Source organism: Variovorax nitratireducens (assembly GCF_051216545.1).
Lineage (GTDB): Bacteria > Pseudomonadota > Gammaproteobacteria > Burkholderiales > Burkholderiaceae_C > Variovorax.
Map to the genome: position 1 here is coordinate 1,008,092 of NZ_JBPJZO010000001.1, position 21,246 is coordinate 1,029,337.

Below are 21,246 nucleotides of genomic sequence, written 5' to 3' on the forward strand. Positions count from 1 at the left end.
AGTTGGTGAATTAAATGCATCCGCTTTTTCCCTGAGGCGCTGGCGATCCGCATTCCCTGTCGATAATCGTCCGCGACTTCTTTCACTTCTAGGCAGGCACGGTATGGAACATCAAGCAGCGGGGCACCTGATTGTCAGGTGCCTCATCGAGCAGGGGGTCGACACCGTCTTCGGTGTGCCGGGCGAGAGCTTTCTGGCGGTGCTCGATGGTTTTCATGCCGAGCGCGATCGCATCCGCTTCATCGTGAACCGGCAGGAGGGCGGGGCGGCCTTCATGGCCGAGGCGCACGGCAAGCTGAGCGGCCGGCCCGGCATCTGCTTCGTGACGCGCGGACCAGGCGCGACCAATGCGTCCATCGGTGTGCACAACGCGTTCCAGGATTCGACTCCGATGGTGCTCTTCGTCGGCGACGTCGGCAGCGATTTCCGCGACCGCGAAGCCTTCCAGGAAGTCGACTACTGCAGCTTTTTCGGGCCGAGCACCAAGGGCTTCGCCAAGCGCGTCGAGCGCATCGACGATGCCAATCGCATTCCCGAGTACGTGGCACGCGCCTTCGCAACCGCGATGAACGGCCGGCCCGGCCCGGTGGTGCTGGTGCTGCCCGAGGACATGTTGCGTTCGCTGACCGACGCGCAACCGCTGCCGCGCGTCGAGGCCGTGCAGCCGTGGAGCGATCCGGGCGCCCTGCGCACGCTGCGCGAACTGCTGCTCAAGGCGCAGCGCCCTTTCGTGATCGCGGGAGGTGGCGGCTGGACGCCGCAGGCCGCACAGGCGCTGCAGCGCTTCGCGGAGAACTGGCGCCTGCCGGTCGGCAATGCCTTTCGCTACCAGGACACGTTCGACAACCACCACCCGCTCTATGCAGGCGACGTGGGCATCGCGATCAATCCGAAGCTGGCCCGGCGCGTGAAGGAGAGCGACCTGATCATCGCGATCGGCCCGCGCCTCGGCGAAATGACCACGGGCGGCTACACGCTGCTCGAAGCGCCGAAAGCAAAGCAGACACTGGTGCACATCCATGCGAGCGCGGAAGAGCTCAACCGCGTCTACCAGGCGGATCTTGCGATCAATGCCGGCATGAGCGCCGCGGCGCGCAGCCTCGAGGTGCTGACCGCGCCGCCCGAGCTGCCATGGGAAGCCTGGACGGCCGCCGCGAACGCCGACTACCTCGACAACCTCCAGCCGCAACCACTGCCCGGCCTGCCCGCCGACGCGCCGCGCGGCGCGGTCGACATGGCCGAGGTGGTGGCTTTGCTGCAGAAGCATCTGCCGCACGACGCGGCCATCACCAACGGGGCCGGCAACTTCGCGAGCTGGGTGCATCGCTTCTTCCGCTACCACGGCCTCGCCAAGGGCCACAAGACGCAGCTGGCACCGACCAGTGGCGCGATGGGCTATGGCGTGCCGGCCGGCATTGCAGCCAACATCGTGAGCGGGCGCGTCGCGTTCACGATCGCCGGCGACGGCGACTTCCTCATGAACGGCCAGGAACTCGCAACGGCCGCGCAGCATGGCGGCAAGAGCATCATCGTGCTGCTCAACAACGGCATGTTCGGCACCATCCGCATGCACCAGGAGCGCGAATATCCGAACAACGTGAGCGGCACTTCATTGCGCAATCCGGACTTCTGCGCGCTGGCCCAGGCGTATGGCTACGCGGCCGAGCGCGTGACGGCCACTGCGCAGTTCGAAGCGGCGCTGCTGCGCGCGCTGGCGGCCGATACCGGCACGCTGATCGAGATTCCGTTGGACCCCGAGGTGATCACCACGCGCGGCACGCTGGCGTCGATCACACGTGCGGCGCAGCAGGCGCGCGGCTGAGCTTTCAGCAAGCGACGGCTTTGCAGCGGACAAAAAAAAGCCGGCGACAGCCGGCTTTCCGAGCGGGTGCGCGAGGCGCCCGAATGCTTACTTGACGTGCTTGCCGATCAGCGAAGCGAGCTCGAACATCGACACTTGCGGCTTGCCGAAGATTTCCTTCAGCTTGGCGTCGGCGTTGATGTTGCGCTTGTTGGCCTTGTCTTGAAGGTTGTGCTTCTTGATGTAGTCCCACAGCTTGCTCACCACAGCCGTGCGCGGCAGCGGCGTCGAGCCGACCACGGCAGCCAGTGCCGGGCTCGGCGTCAGGGCCTTCATGAACGCAGCGTTGGGGGTGCGCTTCTTGGCGGGCGCAGCCTTCTTCGCAGCAGCCTTCTTGGCCGGAGCAGCCTTCTTTGCGGGAGCGGCCTTCTTCGCCGGTGCAGCCTTCTTTGCCGGAGCTGCCGCCTTCTTGGCCGGAGCGGCCTTCTTCGCGGGAGCCTTTTTGGCCGGAGCCTTCTTTGCAGTTGCCATGATTGATTTCCTTTTTTTGGATTGGACATTCACCAATGAAAAACCGCGTCTCCACTGGCACTGCGGATGCTAAAGGAGAAAAAACGCGTTTCCAAGGGAAAAAGAGACTTTTTCATTGGGAGTTGTTGTTTTTTCAGAGGGAAGAAGCGCCTCTTTTCAGGTGCGGCGCGCGGGCCACGTCGCAAGCACGACACCGAGCAGCGCCAGAGCGAAGGCCAACACCTGCATGCCGGAGAGCGATTCGCCGAGCACGAGCACGCCCACCAATGCCGCGCTGACCGGCAGCATCACGGTGAATACGCCCGCTTGCGCAGCCGGCACATGGCGCAAACCGGTCATCCAGAGCCACACCGTCCAGATGCTCGCGGCCATCGCGTAAACCACCAGCAGCAGCCAGATGCCGCCATGCACCGCGCCAAAGTCGAACTGCAGGGCAAACCAGATGCCGAAGGGCGTCGAGAGCACGAAGCCCCAGAGGTTGATCAGCGACGAAATGCGCTTGGGCCCCAGCCGGCCCGTGAGCGATTTGCCGATCACTGCGTAAGCCGCTTCGCAAAGCACCGCGCAGAACACCAGCAGGTTGCCGAGCCATGGCATCGCCACGCGCGGCGTGCCGGGTGCTGCCGCATGCGCGGGCACGAGGGCGAGCAGTCCGATGCCGAGCGCAGCACAGCCTATGGCCATCGCTATGCGCAGGGTGATCCGCTCGCGCAGAAAAAGCCAGCTCATCACTGCGACCACCGCGGGGATCGACGCCATGATCACGCCGGCCGAGACCGCGCTGGTCATGCTCACGCCGAACAGCATGCAGACCGAGAACATGAAGTTGCCGAGAAAGGATTCGAGGAACACCAGGCCGCGCGTACGCGGCGTCATGGCCGGCTCGTCGACCGGGCGCTTGAGCCAGTGCGGCATCGCGAGCGCCGCAATGCCGAAGCGCAGCCAGGCCAGCAGCAGCACCGGAAAGGTTGCGACGAGCGGTTTGGAGAGAGCCACATAGCTGCCCACGAGCGACATGCTGAGGGCGAGGCAACCATAGGCCAGCATGCGCTGGGTGGTGGTGCGGACGGGGTTCAATAGACTGCGAGCCGTTCAAACAAAACGGATTCGATGATGCCGCATCACGCCAGCGCACCGCGTCATGTGTTCGTCTACGGCACCCTGCGCGCGGGCGGCAGCAACGACATCGCGCGCTTCCGGCCGCCGCCCGAGCGCGTCGGCGATGGTGCGATTGCGGGCACTCTCTACGACCTGGGCGCCTATCCGGGCGCGGTGCTCGGCGGCGCGGGACGGGTGCACGGCGAGATCTATCGCATCACGCCGGAAGTCGAGGACGCACTCGATCGGCTCGAAGAGGTGGCGGACGACGGCAGCGGGGAATACATCAAGCGCGAGCTGCTGGTCGCGGTGAATGCAGTTCAGTTGCGATGCCTTGTGTATGAAGTCCATCCTGACCGCGTGCACGACCGGCCCGTGATCGCCAGCGGCGATTGGTTCCGGCGCGAGTTTCATGGCTGAGAAGTGCATTGCGCATCATGAAAAACGCCTCTGCTGCGGCGCAATATTTTTTCTCAATATAAGAAAAATAATTTCGCATTGAGAAAATATCACGTAAGTCGTTGATTTTGTTCAGCGAAAAATATGTCTTCTATAAGACATAAGAGTTCGGGATTTGGCTACAGTAAAGACCAAGGCCGCAGCGCCTAACCCTCAACCAACTCCGGAGTGACCATGCCCCAAGACTTCACCGAACAGCTCAGCCGTGAACAACAAATCGCAGCCCTTGAAAAGGACTGGGCCACCAACCCGCGCTGGAAGGGCATCAAGCGTGGCTACAGCGCGGCCGACGTCGTGCGGCTGCGCGGCTCGTTCCCGATCGAGCACACCCTGGCCCGCCGCGGCGCCGAAAAGCTGTGGAGCCTCGTGAACACCGAGCCCTACGTCAACTGCCTCGGCGCGCTGACTGGCGGCCAGGCAATGCAGCAGGTCAAGGCCGGCGTCAAGGCGATCTACCTGTCGGGCTGGCAAGTCGCTGCCGACAACAACAGCTACGCATCGATGTACCCCGACCAGTCGCTGTACCCGGTGGACTCGGTGCCGACCGTTGTCGAGCGCATCAACAACACCTTCCGCCGTGCCGACGAGATCCAGTGGTCGAAGGGCACCAACCCCGGCGACAAGGGCTACATCGACTATTTCGCTCCGATCGTGGCCGATGCCGAAGCCGGCTTCGGCGGCGTGCTGAACGCCTTCGAGCTGATGAAGGCCATGATCAACGCCGGCGCGGGCGGCGTGCACTTCGAAGACCAGCTCGCTTCGGTCAAGAAGTGCGGCCACATGGGCGGCAAGGTGCTGGTGCCCACCACCGAAGCCGTGCAGAAGCTCATCGCCGCGCGCATGGCAGCCGACGTCTGCGGCACGCCGACGCTCGTGATCGCCCGCACCGATGCGGAAGCTGCTGACCTGATCACCAGCGACTACGACGAGAACGACAAGCCCTTCATCACCGGCGAGCGCACCGCCGAAGGCTTCTATCGCACGAAGAAGGGCATCGACCAGGCCATCAGCCGCGCCATCGCCTATGCCCACTATGCCGACCTGGTGTGGTGCGAAACCGGCACGCCGGATCTCGCGTTCGCCAAGAAGTTCGCCGATGCCGTGCACAAGGTGCACCCGGGCAAGATGCTCGCGTACAACTGCTCGCCTTCATTCAACTGGAAGAAGAACCTCGACGACGCGACCATTGCCAAGTTCCAGAAGGAACTCGGTGCCATGGGCTACAAGTACCAGTTCATCACGCTGGCCGGCATCCACTCGATGTGGTTCAACATGTTCGACCTCGCGCAGGACTATGTGGCCCGCGGCATGTCGGCCTATGTCGAGAAGGTGCAGGAGCCCGAGTTCGCTGCGCGCGACCGCGGCTACACCTTCGTGTCGCATCAGCAGGAAGTCGGCACCGGCTACTTCGACGAAGTGACCACGGTGATCCAGGGCGGCAAGTCCAGCGTCACGGCGCTGACCGGCTCGACCGAAGAAGAACAGTTCCACTGAACGGTTTCGCTGTCACTTTCAGCCCGGCCGCGTGCCGGGCTTTTTTGTGGGCGCCTGATTCCCCGGCCGGGTGGAGCGCCATGGCCGCGGTGACTGCGCGGCTAGAATCCAGGCTTCCACCGTCAACAAGGGCGAGAAAGGCAATCTGGTTATGACACCGCGAACTACACCGCAAGGATTTCAGGGCCGAATCGGCCGGTAGCGCGCGTGGGCTGGACCTATCCAGCTATCAAAACCATTGCAAAGCGCGGTACCGACCGCGCTTTTTGTTTTTCTCCCGAGGTTTTTCCCATGATCCAGATCACGCTCCCCGACAACTCGCAGCGCGAGTTTCCCGGCCCGGTTTCGGTGGCCGAAGTGGCCCAGTCCATCGGCCCCGGCCTGGCCAAGATGACGCTGGCCGGCAAGGTCGATGGCGTCCTGGTCGATGCCAGCGACATCATCGACCGAAGCGCCAGGCTGCAGATCATCACGCCGCGCGACGATGAGGGGCTGGAGATCATTCGCCACTCGACGGCGCATCTGGTCGGCCACGCGGTGAAACAGCTCTACCCGACGGCCCGGATGGTGATCGGCCCGGTGATCGAGGAGGGCTTCTACTACGACATCGCGTACGAGCGCCCGTTCACGCCGGAAGACATGGCGGCCATCGAGGCGCGCATGCGCGAGCTGATCGCGCAGGACTACGACGTGGTCAAGAAGATGACGCCGCGCGCCGAAGTAATCGAGGTGTTCAAGTCACGCGGCGAAGAGTACAAGCTGCGTTTGGTCGAGGACATGCCCGACGAGCAGGCCATGGGTCTCTACTACCACCAGGAATACGTCGACATGTGCCGCGGCCCGCACGTGCCGAACACACGCTTCCTGAAGGTGTTCAAGCTCACCAAGCTGGCGGGCGCCTACTGGCGCGGCGATGCCAAGAACGAGCAACTGCAGCGCGTCTACGGCACGGCCTGGGCCGACAAGAAGCAGCTCGACCAGTACATCCAGCGCATCGAGGAAGCGGAAAAGCGCGACCACCGCAAGCTCGGCAAGGAACTCGACCTGTTCCACATCGACGAGGTGGCGCCCGGCATGGTGTTCTGGCACCCCAAGGGGTGGGCCATCTGGCAGGCGGTCGAGCAGTACATGCGTGGCGTCTACCGCGACACGGGCTACGAGGAAGTAAAGGGCCCGCAGATTCTGGACCGGAGCCTCTGGGAGAAAACGGGCCACTGGCAGAACTACCGGGAAAGCATGTTCACGACGGAGTCGGAAAAGCGCGACTACGCGATCAAGCCGATGAACTGCCCCGGCCACGTGCTGATCTTCAAGAGCGATCTGCGCAGCTATCGCGACCTGCCGATCCGCTATGGAGAGTTTGGCCAGTGCCATCGCAACGAGCCTTCGGGCGCACTGCACGGCATCATGCGCGTGCGTGGTTTCACGCAGGACGACGGGCATGTGTTCTGCACCGAAGACCAGATCCTCGACGAGTGCGTTGCCTACACGACCAAATTGCAGAAGGTCTACGCCGACTTCGGCTTTGCCGACATCCTCTACAAGGTGGCAACGCGGCCCGACAACCGGGTCGGCTCCGACGCCTTCTGGGACAAGGCCGAGCACGCCTGCATGGAGGCACTGCGCCGCTCCGGCGTCGACTTCGTGGTCTCGCCGGGCGACGGCGCGTTCTACGGCCCGAAGATCGAATACACGCTGCGCGATGCCATCGGCCGGCAGTGGCAGTGCGGCACCATGCAGGTCGACTTCAACACGGCCGAGCGCCTGGGCGGCGAATACGTGACAGAAACCAGTGGCCGCGCCTACCCGGTGATGCTGCACCGCGCGATCGTCGGCAGCCTGGAGCGATTTATCGGCATGCTGATCGAACATCACGCCGGCGCCATGCCCGCTTGGCTCGCGCCGGTGCACGTGGCGGTGCTCAATATCAGCGAAGGACAGGCCGATTACGCTGCTGAAGTTGCAAAAACGCTGCGGAATCAAGGGCTTAGGGTTCAGCTCGACCTTCACAACGAGAAGATTACGTATAAAATACGGAAGCATTCGTTGCAAAAGCTCCCTTACATCCTCGTCGTAGGCGACAAGGAAAAGGAAGCAGGTGCCGTCGCAGTGCGCGCCCGGGGCAATCAAGACCTCGGTGCAATGTCCCTCGAATCGTTCGTGCAACGGCTCGTCCAGGATATTGCTGACAAGCGTTGATTTGTCTCCGGAACACCCCCATATGTTTCCTTGCCAAATCACACCGCTTGTCCGCGAGGACTGCCCGGCGTTCGCTACAGATTTTGTAGCAAGTTTTGAAGGATTCTGACCATCGCTACTGCATTTCGCGACCGCCGCCACCGCGAGGAACGCCAACACCGCCTGAACCGGGAAATCATGGCCCCGGAAGTCCGCCTAGTCGGCCCGGAAAACGAGCCGTTGGGTGTCATGAGTCTCTCCGAGGCCCTGCGCCTGGCAGGTGAGGCCGACGTGGATCTGGTGGAGGTCGTTGCGGCGGCAAATCCTCCGGTCTGCCGCCTGATCGAGTACGGCAAGTTCAAGTACCACGAGCAGAAGAAGGCAGCCGAGGCGAAGTCGAAGCAGAAGGTCATCGAGGTCAAGGAAATCAAGTTCCGGCCCGGTACCGACGATGGCGACTACAACATCAAGATGCGCAACATCAAGCGCTTTCTTGAAGAGGGCGACAAATGCAAGATCACGCTGCGCTTTCGCGGCCGCGAGATCACGCACCAGGAGCTCGGTCTGGCACTGCTGCAGCGCATTCGCGACGAGTTGGTCGACCTGATCGTCGTCGAGCAGTTTCCGAAGCTCGAAGGCCGGCAAATGATCATGATGATCGCGCCGGGCCGCAAGAAGGCCGGCGGGGCGGCGCCGAAGCCGACGACGGAGCCGGCAGCGGCCTGATCCGGCGGTAGTAGAAGGTTTTGAAGGGATTTCGCGGCGGCTTGCAAAAGCCGCCGCGGGATAAAGAAGTGTCTCGGGGCCAACAAGCCCGTGGAACATCCGCGGCGCCTCACGAGCACAATTTAAAGGAGCATGTACATGCCCAAAATGAAGACCAAGAGCAGCGCGAAAAAACGTTTCCGCGTTCGTCCCGGTGGCACCGTCAAGCGCGGTCAAGCCTTCAAGCGTCACATCCTGACCAAGAAGACCACCAAGAACAAGCGCCATCTGCGCGGTGCAGTGACGGTTCACGAAACCAACATGGTTTCGATGGCCGCCATGATGCCCGGCCGTGGCATTTAATCCCGACGAACAAGGAGTACACACATGCCTCGCGTCAAACGTGGTGTAACGGCTCGCGCCCGCCACAAGAAAGTTCTCGCACTCGCCAAGGGTTTCCGCGGTCGCCGCGGCAATGTCTTCCGCGTCGCCAAACAGGCGGTGATGAAGGCAGGCCAATATGCCTACCGTGACCGCCGCACCAAGAAGCGTGTTTTCCGTCAACTGTGGATCGCGCGTATCAACGCAGCCTCGCGTGAACTGGGCCTGACCTACAGCCAGTTCGCCAACGGCATCCGCAAGGCGGGCATCGAGATCGACCGCAAGATGCTTGCGGACATCGCGGTGCACGACAAGGCCGCTTTTGCCGGCATCGTGGAGCAGGTCAAGGCCAAGCTGGCTGCTTGATCCCGCAGAGCAGGCCGCTGTCTTCTGGATGGCTGCCTGCGCCCACGGCATGAGGGCTGGCGCTTGAAAAGGCTCCAGCCCTTTTTTATTTCTCTCTCCGAATTCCTATGAACGAGTTGGACTCCCTGATCGACACCGCACGCGCTGACTTCGCCCTCGCGAAAGCGCCCGCGGATCTGGAGAACGCCAAGGCCCGGTTCCTCGGCAAGGCCGGTCGCATCACCGAGCTCATGAAGGGTATGGCGGCCCTCAGCGTCGACGAGAAGAAGTCGCGTGGCGCCGCCATCAACGTTGCCAAGCAGGCGATCGAGGCCGCGCTCAACCATCGCCGCCAGGCACTGGCCGACGAAGAGCTCGAAGTGCAGCTGCGCGCCGAGGCGCTCGACGTCACGCTGCCCGGCCGCCGCCGCGTGGGTGGTGGCCTGCATCCGGTCAGCCGCACGATGGAGCGCATCGAAGCGATCTTCTCGAGCATGGGCTTCGACGTGGCCGATGGCCCCGAGGTCGAGAGCGACTGGCACAGCTTCACCTCGCTCAACAACCCGCCGAACCATCCGGCGCGTTCGATGCAGGACACCTTCTACGTCGACATCGACGGCGAGGACGGCATCCCCTACAACCTGCGCCCGCACACCAGCCCGATGCAGGTGCGCTATGCGCATCAGCACATCAAGAAGCACGCGGCCGCGTTCGAGGCCGCAGCGGCCGATGCCACCGGCGCCACGCGCGCACCCGAGATCCGCGTGATCGCCCCGGGCCGCACCTACCGCGTCGACAGCGACGCCACGCATTCGCCGATGTTCCACCAGTGCGAGGGCCTGTGGCTGGGCGAGAACGTGAGCTTCAAGGACCTGAAGGTCGTCTTCACCGATTTCTGCCGCACCTTCTTCGAAAGCGACGACCTGGTGCTGCGCTTTCGCCCGAGCTTCTTTCCGTTTACCGAGCCAAGTGCCGAGATCGACATCCAGTTCCAGAGCGGCCCGCTGGCCGGCCGCTGGCTCGAAGTCGCGGGCTCGGGCCAGGTGCATCCGAACGTGGTGCGCAACATGGGCCTCGACCCCGAGCGCTACATTGGCTTCGCGTTCGGCATGGGCCCGGATCGGCTCACCATGCTGCGCTATGGCGTGAACGATCTGCGCCTGTTCTTCGACGGCGACCTTCGCTTTCTGAGCCAGTTCCAGTAATCCGACAAGAACGAGAACAACGAGATGCAATTCCCCGAGTCCTGGTTGCGAGAGTTCTGCAACCCGCCGCTGTCGAGCGAACAACTGGCCGAAACGCTCACCATGGGCGGTTTCGAGGTCGAAGAACGCCGCCCCGTGGCGCCGCCCTTCAGCAAGATCGTGGTCGGCGAAATCAAGGAAGCCGTGCAGCACCCGAACGCCGATCGCCTGCGCGTGTGCCTGGTCGATGCGGGGCAGGGCGCCTTGCTCAACATCGTCTGCGGTGCGCCCAACGCGCGCGTCGGCATGAAGGTGCCTTGCGCATTGGTCGGCGCAGAACTCCCGCCCGGCGAAGACGGAAAACCCTTCCTCATCAAACTCGGCAAGCTGCGCGGCGTCGAGAGCCAGGGCATGCTTTGCTCGGCGCGCGAACTGCAACTCAGCGAAGACCACGGCGGCCTGCTCGAACTCGCGGCCGATGTGCCGGTGGGTGCCGACGTGCGGGATGTGCTCAAGCTCGACGACGCACTGCTCACGCTCAAGCTCACGCCGAACCTGGCCCATGGCCTGAGCGTCTACGGCATTGCACGCGAACTGGCCGCCTTGACGGGTGCGCCCCTCAAGACACCGCCCGCGCCGGCGATCACTGCATCGTTTGCCGACGTGCTGCCTGTCAAGGTCGACGCGCCCGAACTCTGCGGCCGTTTCTCGGGCCGCATCGTGCGTGGCGTGAACACGCAGGCGGCTACGCCGGCCTGGATGGTCGAGCGTCTGTCGCGCTGCGGGCAGCGCAGCGTGACGGCGCTGGTCGACATCTCGAACTACGTGATGTTCGAGCTGGGCCAGCCTTCGCACATCTTCGACCTTGACAAGCTCCACGGCGGCCTCACGGTGCGTTGGGGCAAGGCGGGCGAGCAGCTCAAGCTGCTGAATGGCAACATCGTCACGGTCGATGAAAAAGTCGGCGTGATCTCGGACGAGCGCGAGGTCGAGTCGCTCGCCGGCATCATGGGCGGCGACGCCACTTCGGTGACCGACGACACGAAAAACATCTATGTCGAGGCCGCGTTCTGGTGGCCCGAAGCGATCCAGGGGCGCTCGCGCCGTTTCAACTTCTCGACCGATGCGGGCCACCGCTTCGAGCGCGGCGTCGATCCGAGCCGCACCGTCGAGGTCATCGAACGCATCACGCAACTGGTGCTCGAGATCTGTGGCGGCGAGGCGGGTGCGATGGACGACCAGACGCTGAAGCTGCCCGAGGCCAAGCCTGTCACCTTGCGTGTGGCCCGTGCCGCGCGCGTGATCGGCATGCCGTTGACCCAGGCCCAGTGCGTCGATGCCCTGGGCCGGCTCGGCCTGCCGATCGAGGAGGGCGATGGCACGCTGCGCGTGACTCCGCCGCCGCACCGCTTCGACCTCTTGATTGAGGAAGACCTGATCGAAGAAGTTGCACGCCTCGTCGGCTACAACAACCTGCCGACCACGCCGCCGCTCGCGCCGATCACCGCACGCGTGAGGCCCGAAGTGCAACGCGGCTCTTTCGCGCTGCGCCATCGCGTCGCCGCGCTCGGCTACCAGGAAACCATCAACTTCAGCTTTGTCGAAGCGCACTGGGAGCAAGACCTTGCAGGCAATGCCAACCCGGTCAAGCTGCTGAACCCGATTGCGAGCCAGATGAGCGTGATGCGCTCGTCGCTGCTCGGCTCGCTGTTGCAGGTGCTCAAGTTCAACCTCGACCGCAAGGCGCCGCGCGTGCGTGTGTTCGAGGTGGGCCGCGTGTTCGTGCGCGACGACAGCGTGGTCACGACCGACAGCACCGTCAAGGGCGTCCGCCAGCCGATGCGCGTGGCCGGCCTTGCGTGGGGCGACGCCGACGAGTCCCGCTGGGACGGCAAGCCACAGCGCACCGACTTCTTCGACATCAAGGGCGATGTCGAGGCGCTGCTGGCGCCGCTGCTGCCCACATTCGAGCCGACCGACCACCCCGCGCTGCACCCGGGACGTGCGGCGCGCGTGCGTGTCGACGGCTGCGACATCGGCGTGGTCGGCGAGCTGCACCCGCGCTGGCGCCAGAAGTGGGAGCTGGCGCAGGCGCCGGTACTGTTCGAGCTGGATCTCGATGCGGTCAATGCGCGGCCCGTGCCGGTCGCGCAGCCGGTGCCGCGCCACCAGGCCGTCGAGCGCGACATTGCCGTGGTGGTGGCCGAAGCGGTCACGCACGACGCGTTGATGGAAACGATCGAGGCCGCCTCGGCCGATGCCGGCCTGCTTCAGGGCGCGACCCTGTTCGACATCTACCGCCCGCAGCCGGCGCGCGATGGCGCTGCGGCTTCATCGGCAGGTTTGGCGCAGGGCGAGAAGAGCATGGCGGTGCGCCTGAGCTTTCAGAGCGAAGCCGCCACGCTGACCGACGAGCAGATCGAACCGGCCGTGCGCGCCATCATCGACCAGCTCGGTGCCCGGCTCGGCGCCCGGCTGCGTGGATAACAGAGGACGATGACCATGGAATTCACGCTCGAAGCCCTCGAAACGCCGGCCCTCACCAAGGCGCATCTGGCCGACCTGCTGTTCGAGCAGATCGGCCTGAACAAGCGCGAGTCCAAAGACATGGTCGAAGCGTTCTTCGACCTTATCGCCACCAGCCTGATCGAAGGCACCGACGTCAAGATCTCGGGCTTCGGCAATTTCCAGATCCGCACCAAGGCCCCGCGTCCGGGGCGCAATCCGCGCACTGGCGAAGCCATTCCGATCGGTGCACGCCGCGTTGCCACGTTCCATGCAAGCGCCAAGCTTAAGGAACAGATTCACGGAAACATCACCGAAGATGGCTCGCAAGAGGTCGAGTGGAGCATTGGCGCTGAATAGTGCTTGGCGCCCGGAAGGTGCGTAGAGTAACCTCTCAGGTTTCGCGCGCACTGTCTTGATTTCAATGGAGAAAACGCTCCCCCCGATTCCCGTCAAACGCTACTTCACCATCGGTGAGGTGGGCGAGCTTTGCGGCGTCAAGCCGCATGTGCTGCGCTACTGGGAGCAGGAGTTCACACAACTGCGCCCGATGAAGCGGCGCGGCAACCGGCGCTACTACCAGCACCATGAAGTGCTCATGATCCGCCGCATCCGCGACCTGCTGTACGACCAGGGCTTCACCATCAGCGGCGCGCGCAACAAGCTGCAGGAACTGGTGCAGCACGAACGCGACCGCCGCAAGGCCGGCGAGGTGCCGCTGGAAGGCGTCGAGGCCATCGAGATCGATCAGGAAGAGTTCGACGCGGCGGTGCAGGACGAAGAACTGCACATGCATGCCGCATCGTCGCAACGCCTCGACCCATCGCTGCTGGCCCAGCTGCGCCGCGAACTCTTCGAAATCCGCGAGCTGCTCGGCGCAGGACACTGAAATCTGCCCGCTATAATTGCGGGCTTCGGTGTGTGGCGCAGCCTGGTAGCGCACTTGCATGGGGTGCAAGGGGTCGAAGGTTCGAATCCTTTCACACCGACCAGAGATAGTTCCGACAACAGCCAAGGTTGTCCAGAAAGCCCTAAGTGAATCAACCACTTAGGGCTTTTTTGTTTCCTACATCTTCCAGCGTTGAGGCTACGGGAGGGATCGCTGGGGCAATTCGATTGCGGCTATTCCGAGGGGGCGCGTGCGCCGAACTCCGCGGGTTTCGGCCAACGGATGGAAGGGCCTGCGAACATCGATTTGCGGCTCTGGTTCATGCCGAAGGACGGCGGTGCGTTGGGACCGAGCCGAAAAGGTGTGGCGATCGATGCCGTGAAGGTCGATGCTTTACTTGATGCCCTCACCGTCGCAAAGAACACCTTCGCTAGCCGGCCGGGACTCCTGGGAGCTAGCGCGGCTACAGTCGCCCAATGCTGAAATCGCTTGCCAAAACCATACTTCGTCCGCTTTGGGAGCCAATTCGTCGTCGCGTTGAGTTCGTTGTTCGGAATGAACTTGATCGCCGGCCCATGCCAGCAGTCACTTCTACGCTGTGCAAGCAGAGTGACTTTTCGACGGAGTGGTACTTGAGGTGGAAGCAGATCATTGCTGATGCCGCACCGGAGCTAGATGTCTCGCAAGCTGCGGTCTGGGGAAAGGTCTGGGATGGAATGGAGGGGAAATGGCTGCACCGCAAACTCTGGGAGTGGTGTGCCGTCGCTCAGGCCCTAGAAGAACGCGGGATGCTCGAACCCAGACGTACCGGTATCGGTTTTGCCGTGGGACAGGAGCCACTGCCATCCCTGTTCGCGAAGCGCGGCGTCGATCTCGTAGCTTCTGATTTTCATGGGGACGGCGCAGAGCCAACTTGGGCAACGACAGGCCAACTTGGACAGTCGCTGGACGCTATCCACTGGCCCGGCGTGCTCTCCGCTGCGGAATTTGGTGCCCGCGCGACCTATCAAAACATCGACATGCGGAATCTGAGCGCGCTCCCGAGATCAGCGTTCGACTTCAGCTGGAGCTCTTGCTCTTTCGAGCACCTCGGCAGCCTCGATGCAGGCTTGCAGTTTCTGGTTGACTCCCTCGAATGTCTCAAGCCCGGCGGCATTGCAGTGCACACGACCGAGTTCAACATCTCCTCGAACGACACGACAGTAGAGGAGGGGAGCAGCGTCATCTACAGGCGCAAGGACATCGAGTCGTTCGAGATGAGGCTGCGCAACCTTAGTTGCGCGATCGAAGCGCTGAACTTTGACGCAGGATCGGAGCAACATGACATTGCCTACGACTACCCACCGTACTACACCCACGGGCGGCAGCATCTGAAGCTTCAGCTAGACGGCTACATCAGTACGTCGTTGCTTTTGATTATTCGCAAGGCGGCCTAGCCGAAAGGCGCTTCCCCGCGCCCTCGCGCATTTACGGATCAGCCAGGCCGAGGCGTCGAGCATGCATGGATTGCCGCTGCGACCGGATCGGCGACACTTGGCCAGATGCCTAGACTGCTACTCGAACATCGAGGCGTCGCCAGATATTTGGCGTCCCTCAGCGTAACTCACGATGGTTCCATCAAGCTCGTGCTGGTACGCGATGGAATCAGCACCGAGGGATTTAGCTGGATGGGCGGGCCAAGTTTGGGCCCGCTCCAGGAGCGTGACGAACACCAGCCCCGGTCGAAATCCATTTCGATTCACACCAGCGGTCGCGTGAACTATTACTTTGGGAACCGGGACGCCTATTACTTGCCTTGCCTCCTTGATCTGGAGCGTTCGGAGCCTATAGTCCTCTACACAGTGCCGAGCGTTGATCGGCTGGACGAGGTTGTTGCCTTGCGGCAAGACGACAATGTTGCCAAGGTGGCCGACGAGTGGGAGGGCCCGATCACCTTCAGGTTCGACGTACTTCCAGCCGTTCTCCCCGCTGAGCCATGGGAGATTGGTCGCTTTGGCGTTGAGGGGTTGTACGCGCTCGCGTGGGGCGGCGAGTTCGGCAATGCTGGACTCACTCGAGATGGAGTTCCAGCGGAGGCCTTCGTTACCACGCGTCCACACGGAGGCGCAGGGAAACAAAGCATTCCTGAAGAGATTGCATATCTGCGCTTCAGGCGGGCGATGTATGCAAACGACGTGGCTAGGGCTGCAGCCAGCTTACCGAACTCTGCGGAGATTCCGGCCGCCGAGATCGAAGCCGCAATTGCTGTTGGGCCCGGCCTGTTCCCGCCCAACGTCGATGGTGTTTGGCTGATCGTGACCTCTGTCCCTATGCGCATAGCACCTGAATTGGTCGTTGAGTTCGAGGACGGCCGATACCGCGCGGAGACGGTTGATCTGAGCCCCGGCGACACTCGCCTCTCAACTGTTCGAGTGCGCTTCAAGGTCTTCGACACAATCAGGAATGCCTATGTGAAGAAGCGCGTCGCGATCCGCAAGTGGGCGCTCCCCGCTGAACTTTGACGCAATAGGTCGCGCTCCCTTGCGCCCGCGCGCGCATTTTCACATGTAAGGCGGGAGTGCCAGCAGATTGGTGGCAAGCACCGCACATGGCACGCACAATGCGCCTATGGAACACGATGCGTTGAATCGCGAAGGCACCGATCTGGCTGGGCGTGCCTGCGCCCTTCTCGCGCAAGTTTTGCAGGTACAGGAAGTGCGATCTGACGACAAGTTGCGTGTCGCCATGCTCGCGCATGCCATGCGCATGCTGCGGTATGGCCAAGCGGTTGTCACGTTGGCCAATGCAGGGCTCTGGGAGCCGATGTGTGCGGTTGGTCGCACGGTTCTCGAAATGGGATGGGTGATGACAGCTGTGCAGACCGATCCCCGAAAACTGCAAGAGTGGGTTGCCCAGGCCAAGGGCGAAGCAATTAAATCCATCCGCAGATTGAAGATGCTTGGAGAGCACGAGCGGCCGGCAACGATGAGCAACGCGGAAATCGACGCTGCGATTGCGACTATGCCGCCTGGCAAGAACTTCAATCTGAGGGAGTGGGCCGAAAGTGCGGGCGTCCCTGCGTCTTATCCCACCCTCTATCAGCAGCTCTCAGAATGCGCGCACGCTGAGTTCCAAGCCTCGATGGCCTACACGCATTGGGATGTTGTGGCAGACGCGCCGGCAGGCTTTCGGGATGCTGATCTTGCCGAACTTCCTGCCGACTGCCTGAACGTTACTACGGCCTTGCTGCTCGACGCTATTCGCTTCGTTGCTGCTGATTCGATGTCAGCAGATCAGCTGCGCGAGGTGCGTAGGCTGGAATCGCAACGACTTGTCAATACACGGCAAGTGGATGAAGCTCGCATCGCGAATTGCACTTAGTGGTCAGTTGGTCTGCACGCAGGGCAACAGCCTCCCCCGATAGCCGTCGATCTGCGTTCTGCCAATGCCGGATGCTCGCGGCTGGCATGACGAAGTCCCTCACTGAGTTTCAATATCTAGGGCGAAGTGGGCAGCTATTTCGCTCAGGGTTCCCTCGAACTCGCCAGATACGACTTCAGAGCGAGTCGCGGCCACAACCTTGCGCTGGTGCAGCCGCCCCATGACACGAGCAAGGCTTTCTCGTGAGAGGTTATCTACTGTCAGTCGCACTACTGAGTCATGCTTCAGAAGGGCCGACTGGGGGAGGACAGTTCCGGGTGCAAAAACGCGTGTAAGCGTTTTTCCATCCTTTCCAAGAGCTGTCATCGTGATGGTCTCAGATTCCTCTGCACTTCGGTCTGATTCCCTAAGCGGGACGTCGGCGGTGCCGCACCACATCCATTGCTCCGTGCAATCGCTCGAACAAACTGCCCCGCAAGCCCCAGCGCACTCGATACTGGCTCCACAACAACCACATCTCGACATGATCGGCTCCGATATTTCGAAGGCGCCAGACTAACGGGGACGTTTGGTGGGTGCAATCGAGCAAACGGAGTACGGCCGGCAGGCCTCCTGCTATCCAACGCCGCGATGCAAAAGCGCCGCCTGCGCCTGCCGGCGGAGGCTCCAGCCGCTGGCAAGCAGCACGCCGAACATCTGAAGCCATGCGGCCCACTCGCCCAACTGGTCGCTTGGAGACCCATCCGCCCGCTACGAGGCCAATTTGGCGACGGTGAGCGCCCGCCTGACCAGCAACTTGAGTAGACAACGGCCGGAGACGCCGGTAGCCGAGGCAGAAGAATCTACGCTTTGCCCTTTCCGATGAGCCCACTCCTTGCGACCAGCGATAAGTCCTTCTGGCATGGATTTACCAGCTTCTATGACAAGCACTTTCCGGAGCGTGTGGACGGCGCCATCATTGAGTTTGGGGTGTTCAAGGGCAACTCGATCCGCTGGCTGCTGACGCAGTTTCCCGATGCAAGGATCTTCGGCGCAGACATCCTGCCGACTCAGCCTGAGTGGCCCATCGATCCTCGTGTCATCTATGTTGAACTCGATCAGGGGCGCGACGAGCAGGTCGCCGCCCTTGTCAATGGCGTCGATCGGCTGCAGTTGATCATTGAGGACGGTTCGCACATCCCGCGGCATCAGTCGAACTGCCTGAAGCACGGCCTTTCCGCTTTGCAGCCGGGTGGCATGTACGTAAGGGGCGACCCGGACAATTCGGCGGAAGCGGAGCCTGTTCGTGGATGCCTAGTACATGCACTACACTCGTCTGCTGATGGTATATTTGCTGGTATGTGGGGCGTCGAATGGAGACAAAAGTGAGCAACCATGCGGGTTGCAGCCGATCATTCGGATGCTTTCACAATAAAGACAAGGGCCGCTAGGAACATACACCTAGCGGCCTTTTTCATTGGCGAAATCAGTGAGTTAGCGTACAAGGGTGGACAGGGCGCTGCATTGACTGCGAGCGCCTCGCGGGGGTTCAGACGGGGGTACAGGGGGTAGTTTGAAAAGCAACTGGCGCTGGGCCGGTACCCGGATGTGAGCCTGACTGCTGCGCGCAAGGCCCGTGACGTCGCCAAGCTGCAAGAAGCCGAAGGCCGCGACCCGGTGCAGGCGCGCAAGATGGCGAAGCTCAAGGCCAAGGTGGTGGAATCCGACACCTTTAGGGCTACCGTGCTCGAATGGTTTGGTAAGCACCTGTCGCGCTGGAGCACCCACTACGCCATCCGCGAAAAGCGCAACCTGGAGGCATGTGAGGCTGGTCAGTTCGTTCCTTACGGTGCCTCGGCCGCCGGCAGTAGCGGAGATCTGGAAGCGATCATCTCTACTGCTTCGCGCGGAATGATTCGAGCACGCTGCAACTGCGCGTCGAAGATCGCGATGTGCGAAGGCGAGCTGTCCAGCAGAAACCCTGAGCCGAGTGCCTCGCCGCCCTTCTTCAACTCGACGCACATGTACTTGGACTTCGCGCAGCCCTTCTTGAACTCGGTAGCCTCGCGCTCAGCGTGCGCTTTGCCATCGGCCTCACCCATCGCGGCCGGAGTCACCATCACTGCCGTCCATACGAGGAGGAGGACCGGGACGACCGTCGCGACCAGGAAGGCGCCCACCATGGAACGCGCGAGGCGCTGACACCACCGAGCCCGTTGGGCCAACCATTTCGGCAGAGCGCCCGAACCAGCGCCCGCTGGCGATAGCAAGACGAAGAGATAGAGCGCCATTGCGACGGCAGCCGCAGCTCACCAGCCGAGTTGCCACCGATCGCGCGGAGGATGAGGGCCGACCGATTCACCAACCCGTAATAGCCGTTGATCAGCAACCAGTCGGTGGACCTCGGAAACGCACCTGTGTCGACGTGATGTGCACAACCCGTCGGGCGAATAAATCCACAGAACGTGCAGATTCATCCTTTGTTCTGCGGTGCGGCGATGCTGATGAAATACGGCAAGGTTCCTTGATCCGGTCCACCAGCGAATCGCTCCCGCGCTCCTGCTCTTCGGTCCGGTGCGTCTGCTTATCGGTTCTGTGCTCCCCCTCTTCAAGCACGCGCAACGTCTGCGCCCAAAACCGGATCGCGTCGCAGCGCAATTTTTCACATTCTTCGATACGTTCTTCCCCAGTTTGCCGATTACATCCCATTACGATCCTTCAGCTTGGCGCGCAAGGCGCGGGCGTTTCACAATAACGAAGGATCAGATATGAAGTGGTTCGTGATGGCGGTGGGAACGGTGGCACTCGCCAGTAGTCTGGTGGGTTGCGGCGGCGGTGGGGGAGGATCGGGGGGGGGCTTCTTGCCGATCGCACCTGTCGCCCCGACAACCCCGGCCGCCCCATTGACGGTCAGCGTCTCGGTCAACGGCGCCGCAGCCACAGCCGATGCAAATGGGCAATACAGCGTCAAGGCAGGCGACACCATTGCGATCACGCCAAGCCAGGCAGCAGAGTGGACAACCAGTCCGGCGGCCAGTGCCGCCAGCGCCATCACCCCGATCAGCGCGGACGTCAGTTCGGCTAAATGGTCGGCGCAGTTGATTAACACGACCACGGCGGCCAGTACCTACACGGTCAGCGCCAAGGCAACTTCCAACAGTGCGCTAACCAAGGACACCGTGCTCAACGTCGCTGGGGGGGATGCACGCAACGGCACCTACAAAGTGTTTGCCACCAACGGAACTAAACAGACGCTCGCCATCAACTTTGACACGATGTCGTACACCATGACGGACTCTGCAGGTGTCGCGATCTCGGATGCCATCAAGGCGGACCCTACGCGCGCCGGCAGCTATCTGTTCGCGAGCGCCCGCAACATCGCCGTAACGAACAATGCGCGATTCCGAGTGACGACCGATGCCATCGTCGGCTCGTTCCCGTTTGCCCTATCGAGTTCGCCATCGAATTTTGGCGTACAGGCGTTCGTGGCAGCACGTACGTTCATCACCACGCAAGCCCAGCTCGACGGAACCTTTACCCGGCTGGGCATCAACCTGACCGCGACAACACGCGACTCCAACATCCGTCAGGCCAAGATCACGGGGGGTGGCACGGTGTTCCTGTTGTGCAATGAGGTCGCGATTACTGCCGTTGACTCCTGCCCGACTGTGTCGCTGCTGACCTACAACGTAACCCCGGGCGCCTCGTCCGACCTGTGGCGCATCGAGAACGTCATCGACCCGTCCGACACAGGCAGCTTTTCCATTGCGCAGATAGGTGGCCAGCCCGCCTATTTTGCAGCCGGCCCTGTTGCCAACACGCCCACCATGAATGTCTTTCGGATCGGTCTGGCTGCTTCCGCCACCTGGGCGATCACCGCCTCCACAGGCGGTGATACCAGCGGAACTTGGGGCTCCGTGAATTTCGATGCAACGACGTACGGATCCACGGTCACGAGGGGCGACGGCACTATTGGGAGCCTGGCATATCCACTGAACTTCTCGACCCTTCCGCCAGGACTGGCAGGAATCAACTTTGCTGGACCGGACAGGTACTTTGGTGCGCAGAACGGAGTGCTCTCCGCCGTTGTTGGAGCACGCACAGGTCCGGTCGCCGGCTACATGCAGATTGGACTGGTGGACTGACAGGGTAGCGCTTGAAGGGACTGCAAGACTGCGATCAGGCTTTGGCCATGGAAGTAGTTGCGGCTCCTTTGAGCGTGTAGTTTTAGCGCGAGGTTAAATCTGAGTCACTGCACTGAAGCGGAGCTACATCTTCAGCAAACGGGCCAAAAGCTGAAACTCGATATAGGCGCAAGGTTCTCGGACTTCAGCATG

General features: G+C 62.2%; 19 protein-coding genes and 1 tRNA gene. 18 read left to right on the forward strand and 2 right to left on the reverse strand.

The window, feature by feature from the left end; genetic code table 11:
• Positions 1 to 103: 103 nt before the first annotated feature.
• Positions 104 to 1,822, forward strand: a complete 1,719-nt coding sequence (locus ACSFA8_RS04755) for a thiamine pyrophosphate-binding protein (RefSeq protein ID WP_435478341.1) — start codon at positions 104 to 106, stop codon at positions 1,820 to 1,822.
• 87 nt (positions 1,823 to 1,909) lie between these two features.
• On the opposite strand, the gene ACSFA8_RS04760 is transcribed toward ACSFA8_RS04755, so the two are convergent.
• Both ACSFA8_RS04760 and ACSFA8_RS04765 read right to left on the reverse strand, forming a co-directional pair.
• A complete protein-coding gene (locus tag ACSFA8_RS04760; RefSeq protein ID WP_286546101.1) occupies positions 1,910 to 2,332 on the reverse strand; it encodes an SWIB/MDM2 domain-containing protein in 423 nt (140 codons plus the stop codon).
• A 156-nt stretch (positions 2,333 to 2,488) separates the two neighbouring features.
• Positions 2,489 to 3,379 (reverse strand): DMT family transporter, encoded by an 891-nt coding sequence (locus ACSFA8_RS04765; RefSeq protein WP_435478459.1) that lies wholly within the window; start codon positions 3,377 to 3,379, stop codon positions 2,489 to 2,491.
• Positions 3,380 to 3,442: 63 nt separating this feature from the next.
• Between ACSFA8_RS04765 and ACSFA8_RS04770 the strand changes: the two genes are divergently transcribed.
• The 17 genes from ACSFA8_RS04770 to ACSFA8_RS04850 all read left to right on the forward strand — a co-directional run bounded on the left by ACSFA8_RS04770 (position 3,443) and on the right by ACSFA8_RS04850 (position 21,054).
• A complete protein-coding gene (locus tag ACSFA8_RS04770; protein ID WP_435478342.1) occupies positions 3,443 to 3,850 on the forward strand; it encodes a gamma-glutamylcyclotransferase family protein in 408 nt (135 codons plus the stop codon).
• Positions 3,851 to 4,063: 213 nt separating this feature from the next.
• Positions 4,064 to 5,383 carry an isocitrate lyase gene (gene aceA, locus ACSFA8_RS04775; RefSeq protein WP_435478343.1) on the forward strand — a complete coding sequence of 440 codons (1,320 nt, stop codon included), beginning with the start codon at positions 4,064 to 4,066 and terminating at the stop codon, positions 5,381 to 5,383.
• 291 nt (positions 5,384 to 5,674) lie between these two features.
• Positions 5,675 to 7,582 carry a threonine--tRNA ligase gene (thrS, locus tag ACSFA8_RS04780; protein ID WP_435478344.1) on the forward strand — a complete coding sequence of 636 codons (1,908 nt, stop codon included), beginning with the start codon at positions 5,675 to 5,677 and terminating at the stop codon, positions 7,580 to 7,582.
• 102 nt (positions 7,583 to 7,684) lie between these two features.
• Positions 7,685 to 8,287, forward strand: coding sequence for a translation initiation factor IF-3 (gene infC, locus ACSFA8_RS04785; RefSeq protein ID WP_435478460.1), 603 nt, complete (start codon positions 7,685 to 7,687; stop codon positions 8,285 to 8,287).
• A 138-nt stretch (positions 8,288 to 8,425) separates the two neighbouring features.
• Positions 8,426 to 8,629, forward strand: a complete 204-nt coding sequence (rpmI, locus tag ACSFA8_RS04790) for a 50S ribosomal protein L35 (protein WP_286546105.1) — start codon at positions 8,426 to 8,428, stop codon at positions 8,627 to 8,629.
• Positions 8,630 to 8,653: 24 nt separating this feature from the next.
• A complete protein-coding gene (gene rplT, locus ACSFA8_RS04795; protein ID WP_007832499.1) occupies positions 8,654 to 9,013 on the forward strand; it encodes a 50S ribosomal protein L20 in 360 nt (119 codons plus the stop codon).
• A gap of 107 nt (positions 9,014 to 9,120) precedes the next feature.
• Positions 9,121 to 10,197: a phenylalanine--tRNA ligase subunit alpha gene (pheS, locus tag ACSFA8_RS04800; RefSeq protein ID WP_435478345.1), complete on the forward strand. Its 1,077-nt coding sequence runs from the start codon at positions 9,121 to 9,123 to the stop codon at positions 10,195 to 10,197.
• 24 nt (positions 10,198 to 10,221) lie between these two features.
• Positions 10,222 to 12,663, forward strand: a complete 2,442-nt coding sequence (pheT, locus tag ACSFA8_RS04805) for a phenylalanine--tRNA ligase subunit beta (protein ID WP_435478346.1) — start codon at positions 10,222 to 10,224, stop codon at positions 12,661 to 12,663.
• A 15-nt stretch (positions 12,664 to 12,678) separates the two neighbouring features.
• The gene (locus ACSFA8_RS04810) at positions 12,679 to 13,041 is read left to right on the forward strand and encodes an integration host factor subunit alpha (RefSeq protein ID WP_435478347.1); all 363 of its coding nucleotides are present in this window, start codon (positions 12,679 to 12,681) and stop codon (positions 13,039 to 13,041) included.
• Positions 13,042 to 13,105: 64 nt separating this feature from the next.
• On the forward strand, positions 13,106 to 13,570 hold the full coding sequence (locus ACSFA8_RS04815; RefSeq protein ID WP_435478348.1) for a MerR family transcriptional regulator: 465 nt from the start codon (positions 13,106 to 13,108) through the stop codon (positions 13,568 to 13,570).
• Between the two features lie 26 nt (positions 13,571 to 13,596).
• A tRNA-Pro gene (locus ACSFA8_RS04820) sits at positions 13,597 to 13,673 on the forward strand.
• Positions 13,674 to 14,046: 373 nt separating this feature from the next.
• Positions 14,047 to 15,006: a class I SAM-dependent methyltransferase gene (locus ACSFA8_RS04825; protein ID WP_435478349.1), complete on the forward strand. Its 960-nt coding sequence runs from the start codon at positions 14,047 to 14,049 to the stop codon at positions 15,004 to 15,006.
• Between the two features lie 318 nt (positions 15,007 to 15,324).
• Positions 15,325 to 16,071: a hypothetical protein gene (locus tag ACSFA8_RS04830; protein WP_435478350.1), complete on the forward strand. Its 747-nt coding sequence runs from the start codon at positions 15,325 to 15,327 to the stop codon at positions 16,069 to 16,071.
• 106 nt (positions 16,072 to 16,177) lie between these two features.
• Positions 16,178 to 16,930 carry a DUF5677 domain-containing protein gene (locus ACSFA8_RS04835; RefSeq protein ID WP_435478351.1) on the forward strand — a complete coding sequence of 251 codons (753 nt, stop codon included), beginning with the start codon at positions 16,178 to 16,180 and terminating at the stop codon, positions 16,928 to 16,930.
• 861 nt (positions 16,931 to 17,791) lie between these two features.
• A complete protein-coding gene (locus tag ACSFA8_RS04840; RefSeq protein ID WP_435478352.1) occupies positions 17,792 to 18,298 on the forward strand; it encodes a class I SAM-dependent methyltransferase in 507 nt (168 codons plus the stop codon).
• Between the two features lie 219 nt (positions 18,299 to 18,517).
• Positions 18,518 to 19,111: a hypothetical protein gene (locus ACSFA8_RS04845; RefSeq protein WP_435478353.1), complete on the forward strand. Its 594-nt coding sequence runs from the start codon at positions 18,518 to 18,520 to the stop codon at positions 19,109 to 19,111.
• Between the two features lie 521 nt (positions 19,112 to 19,632).
• A complete protein-coding gene (locus tag ACSFA8_RS04850; protein WP_435478354.1) occupies positions 19,633 to 21,054 on the forward strand; it encodes a hypothetical protein in 1,422 nt (473 codons plus the stop codon).
• Positions 21,055 to 21,246: the final 192 nt, after the last annotated feature.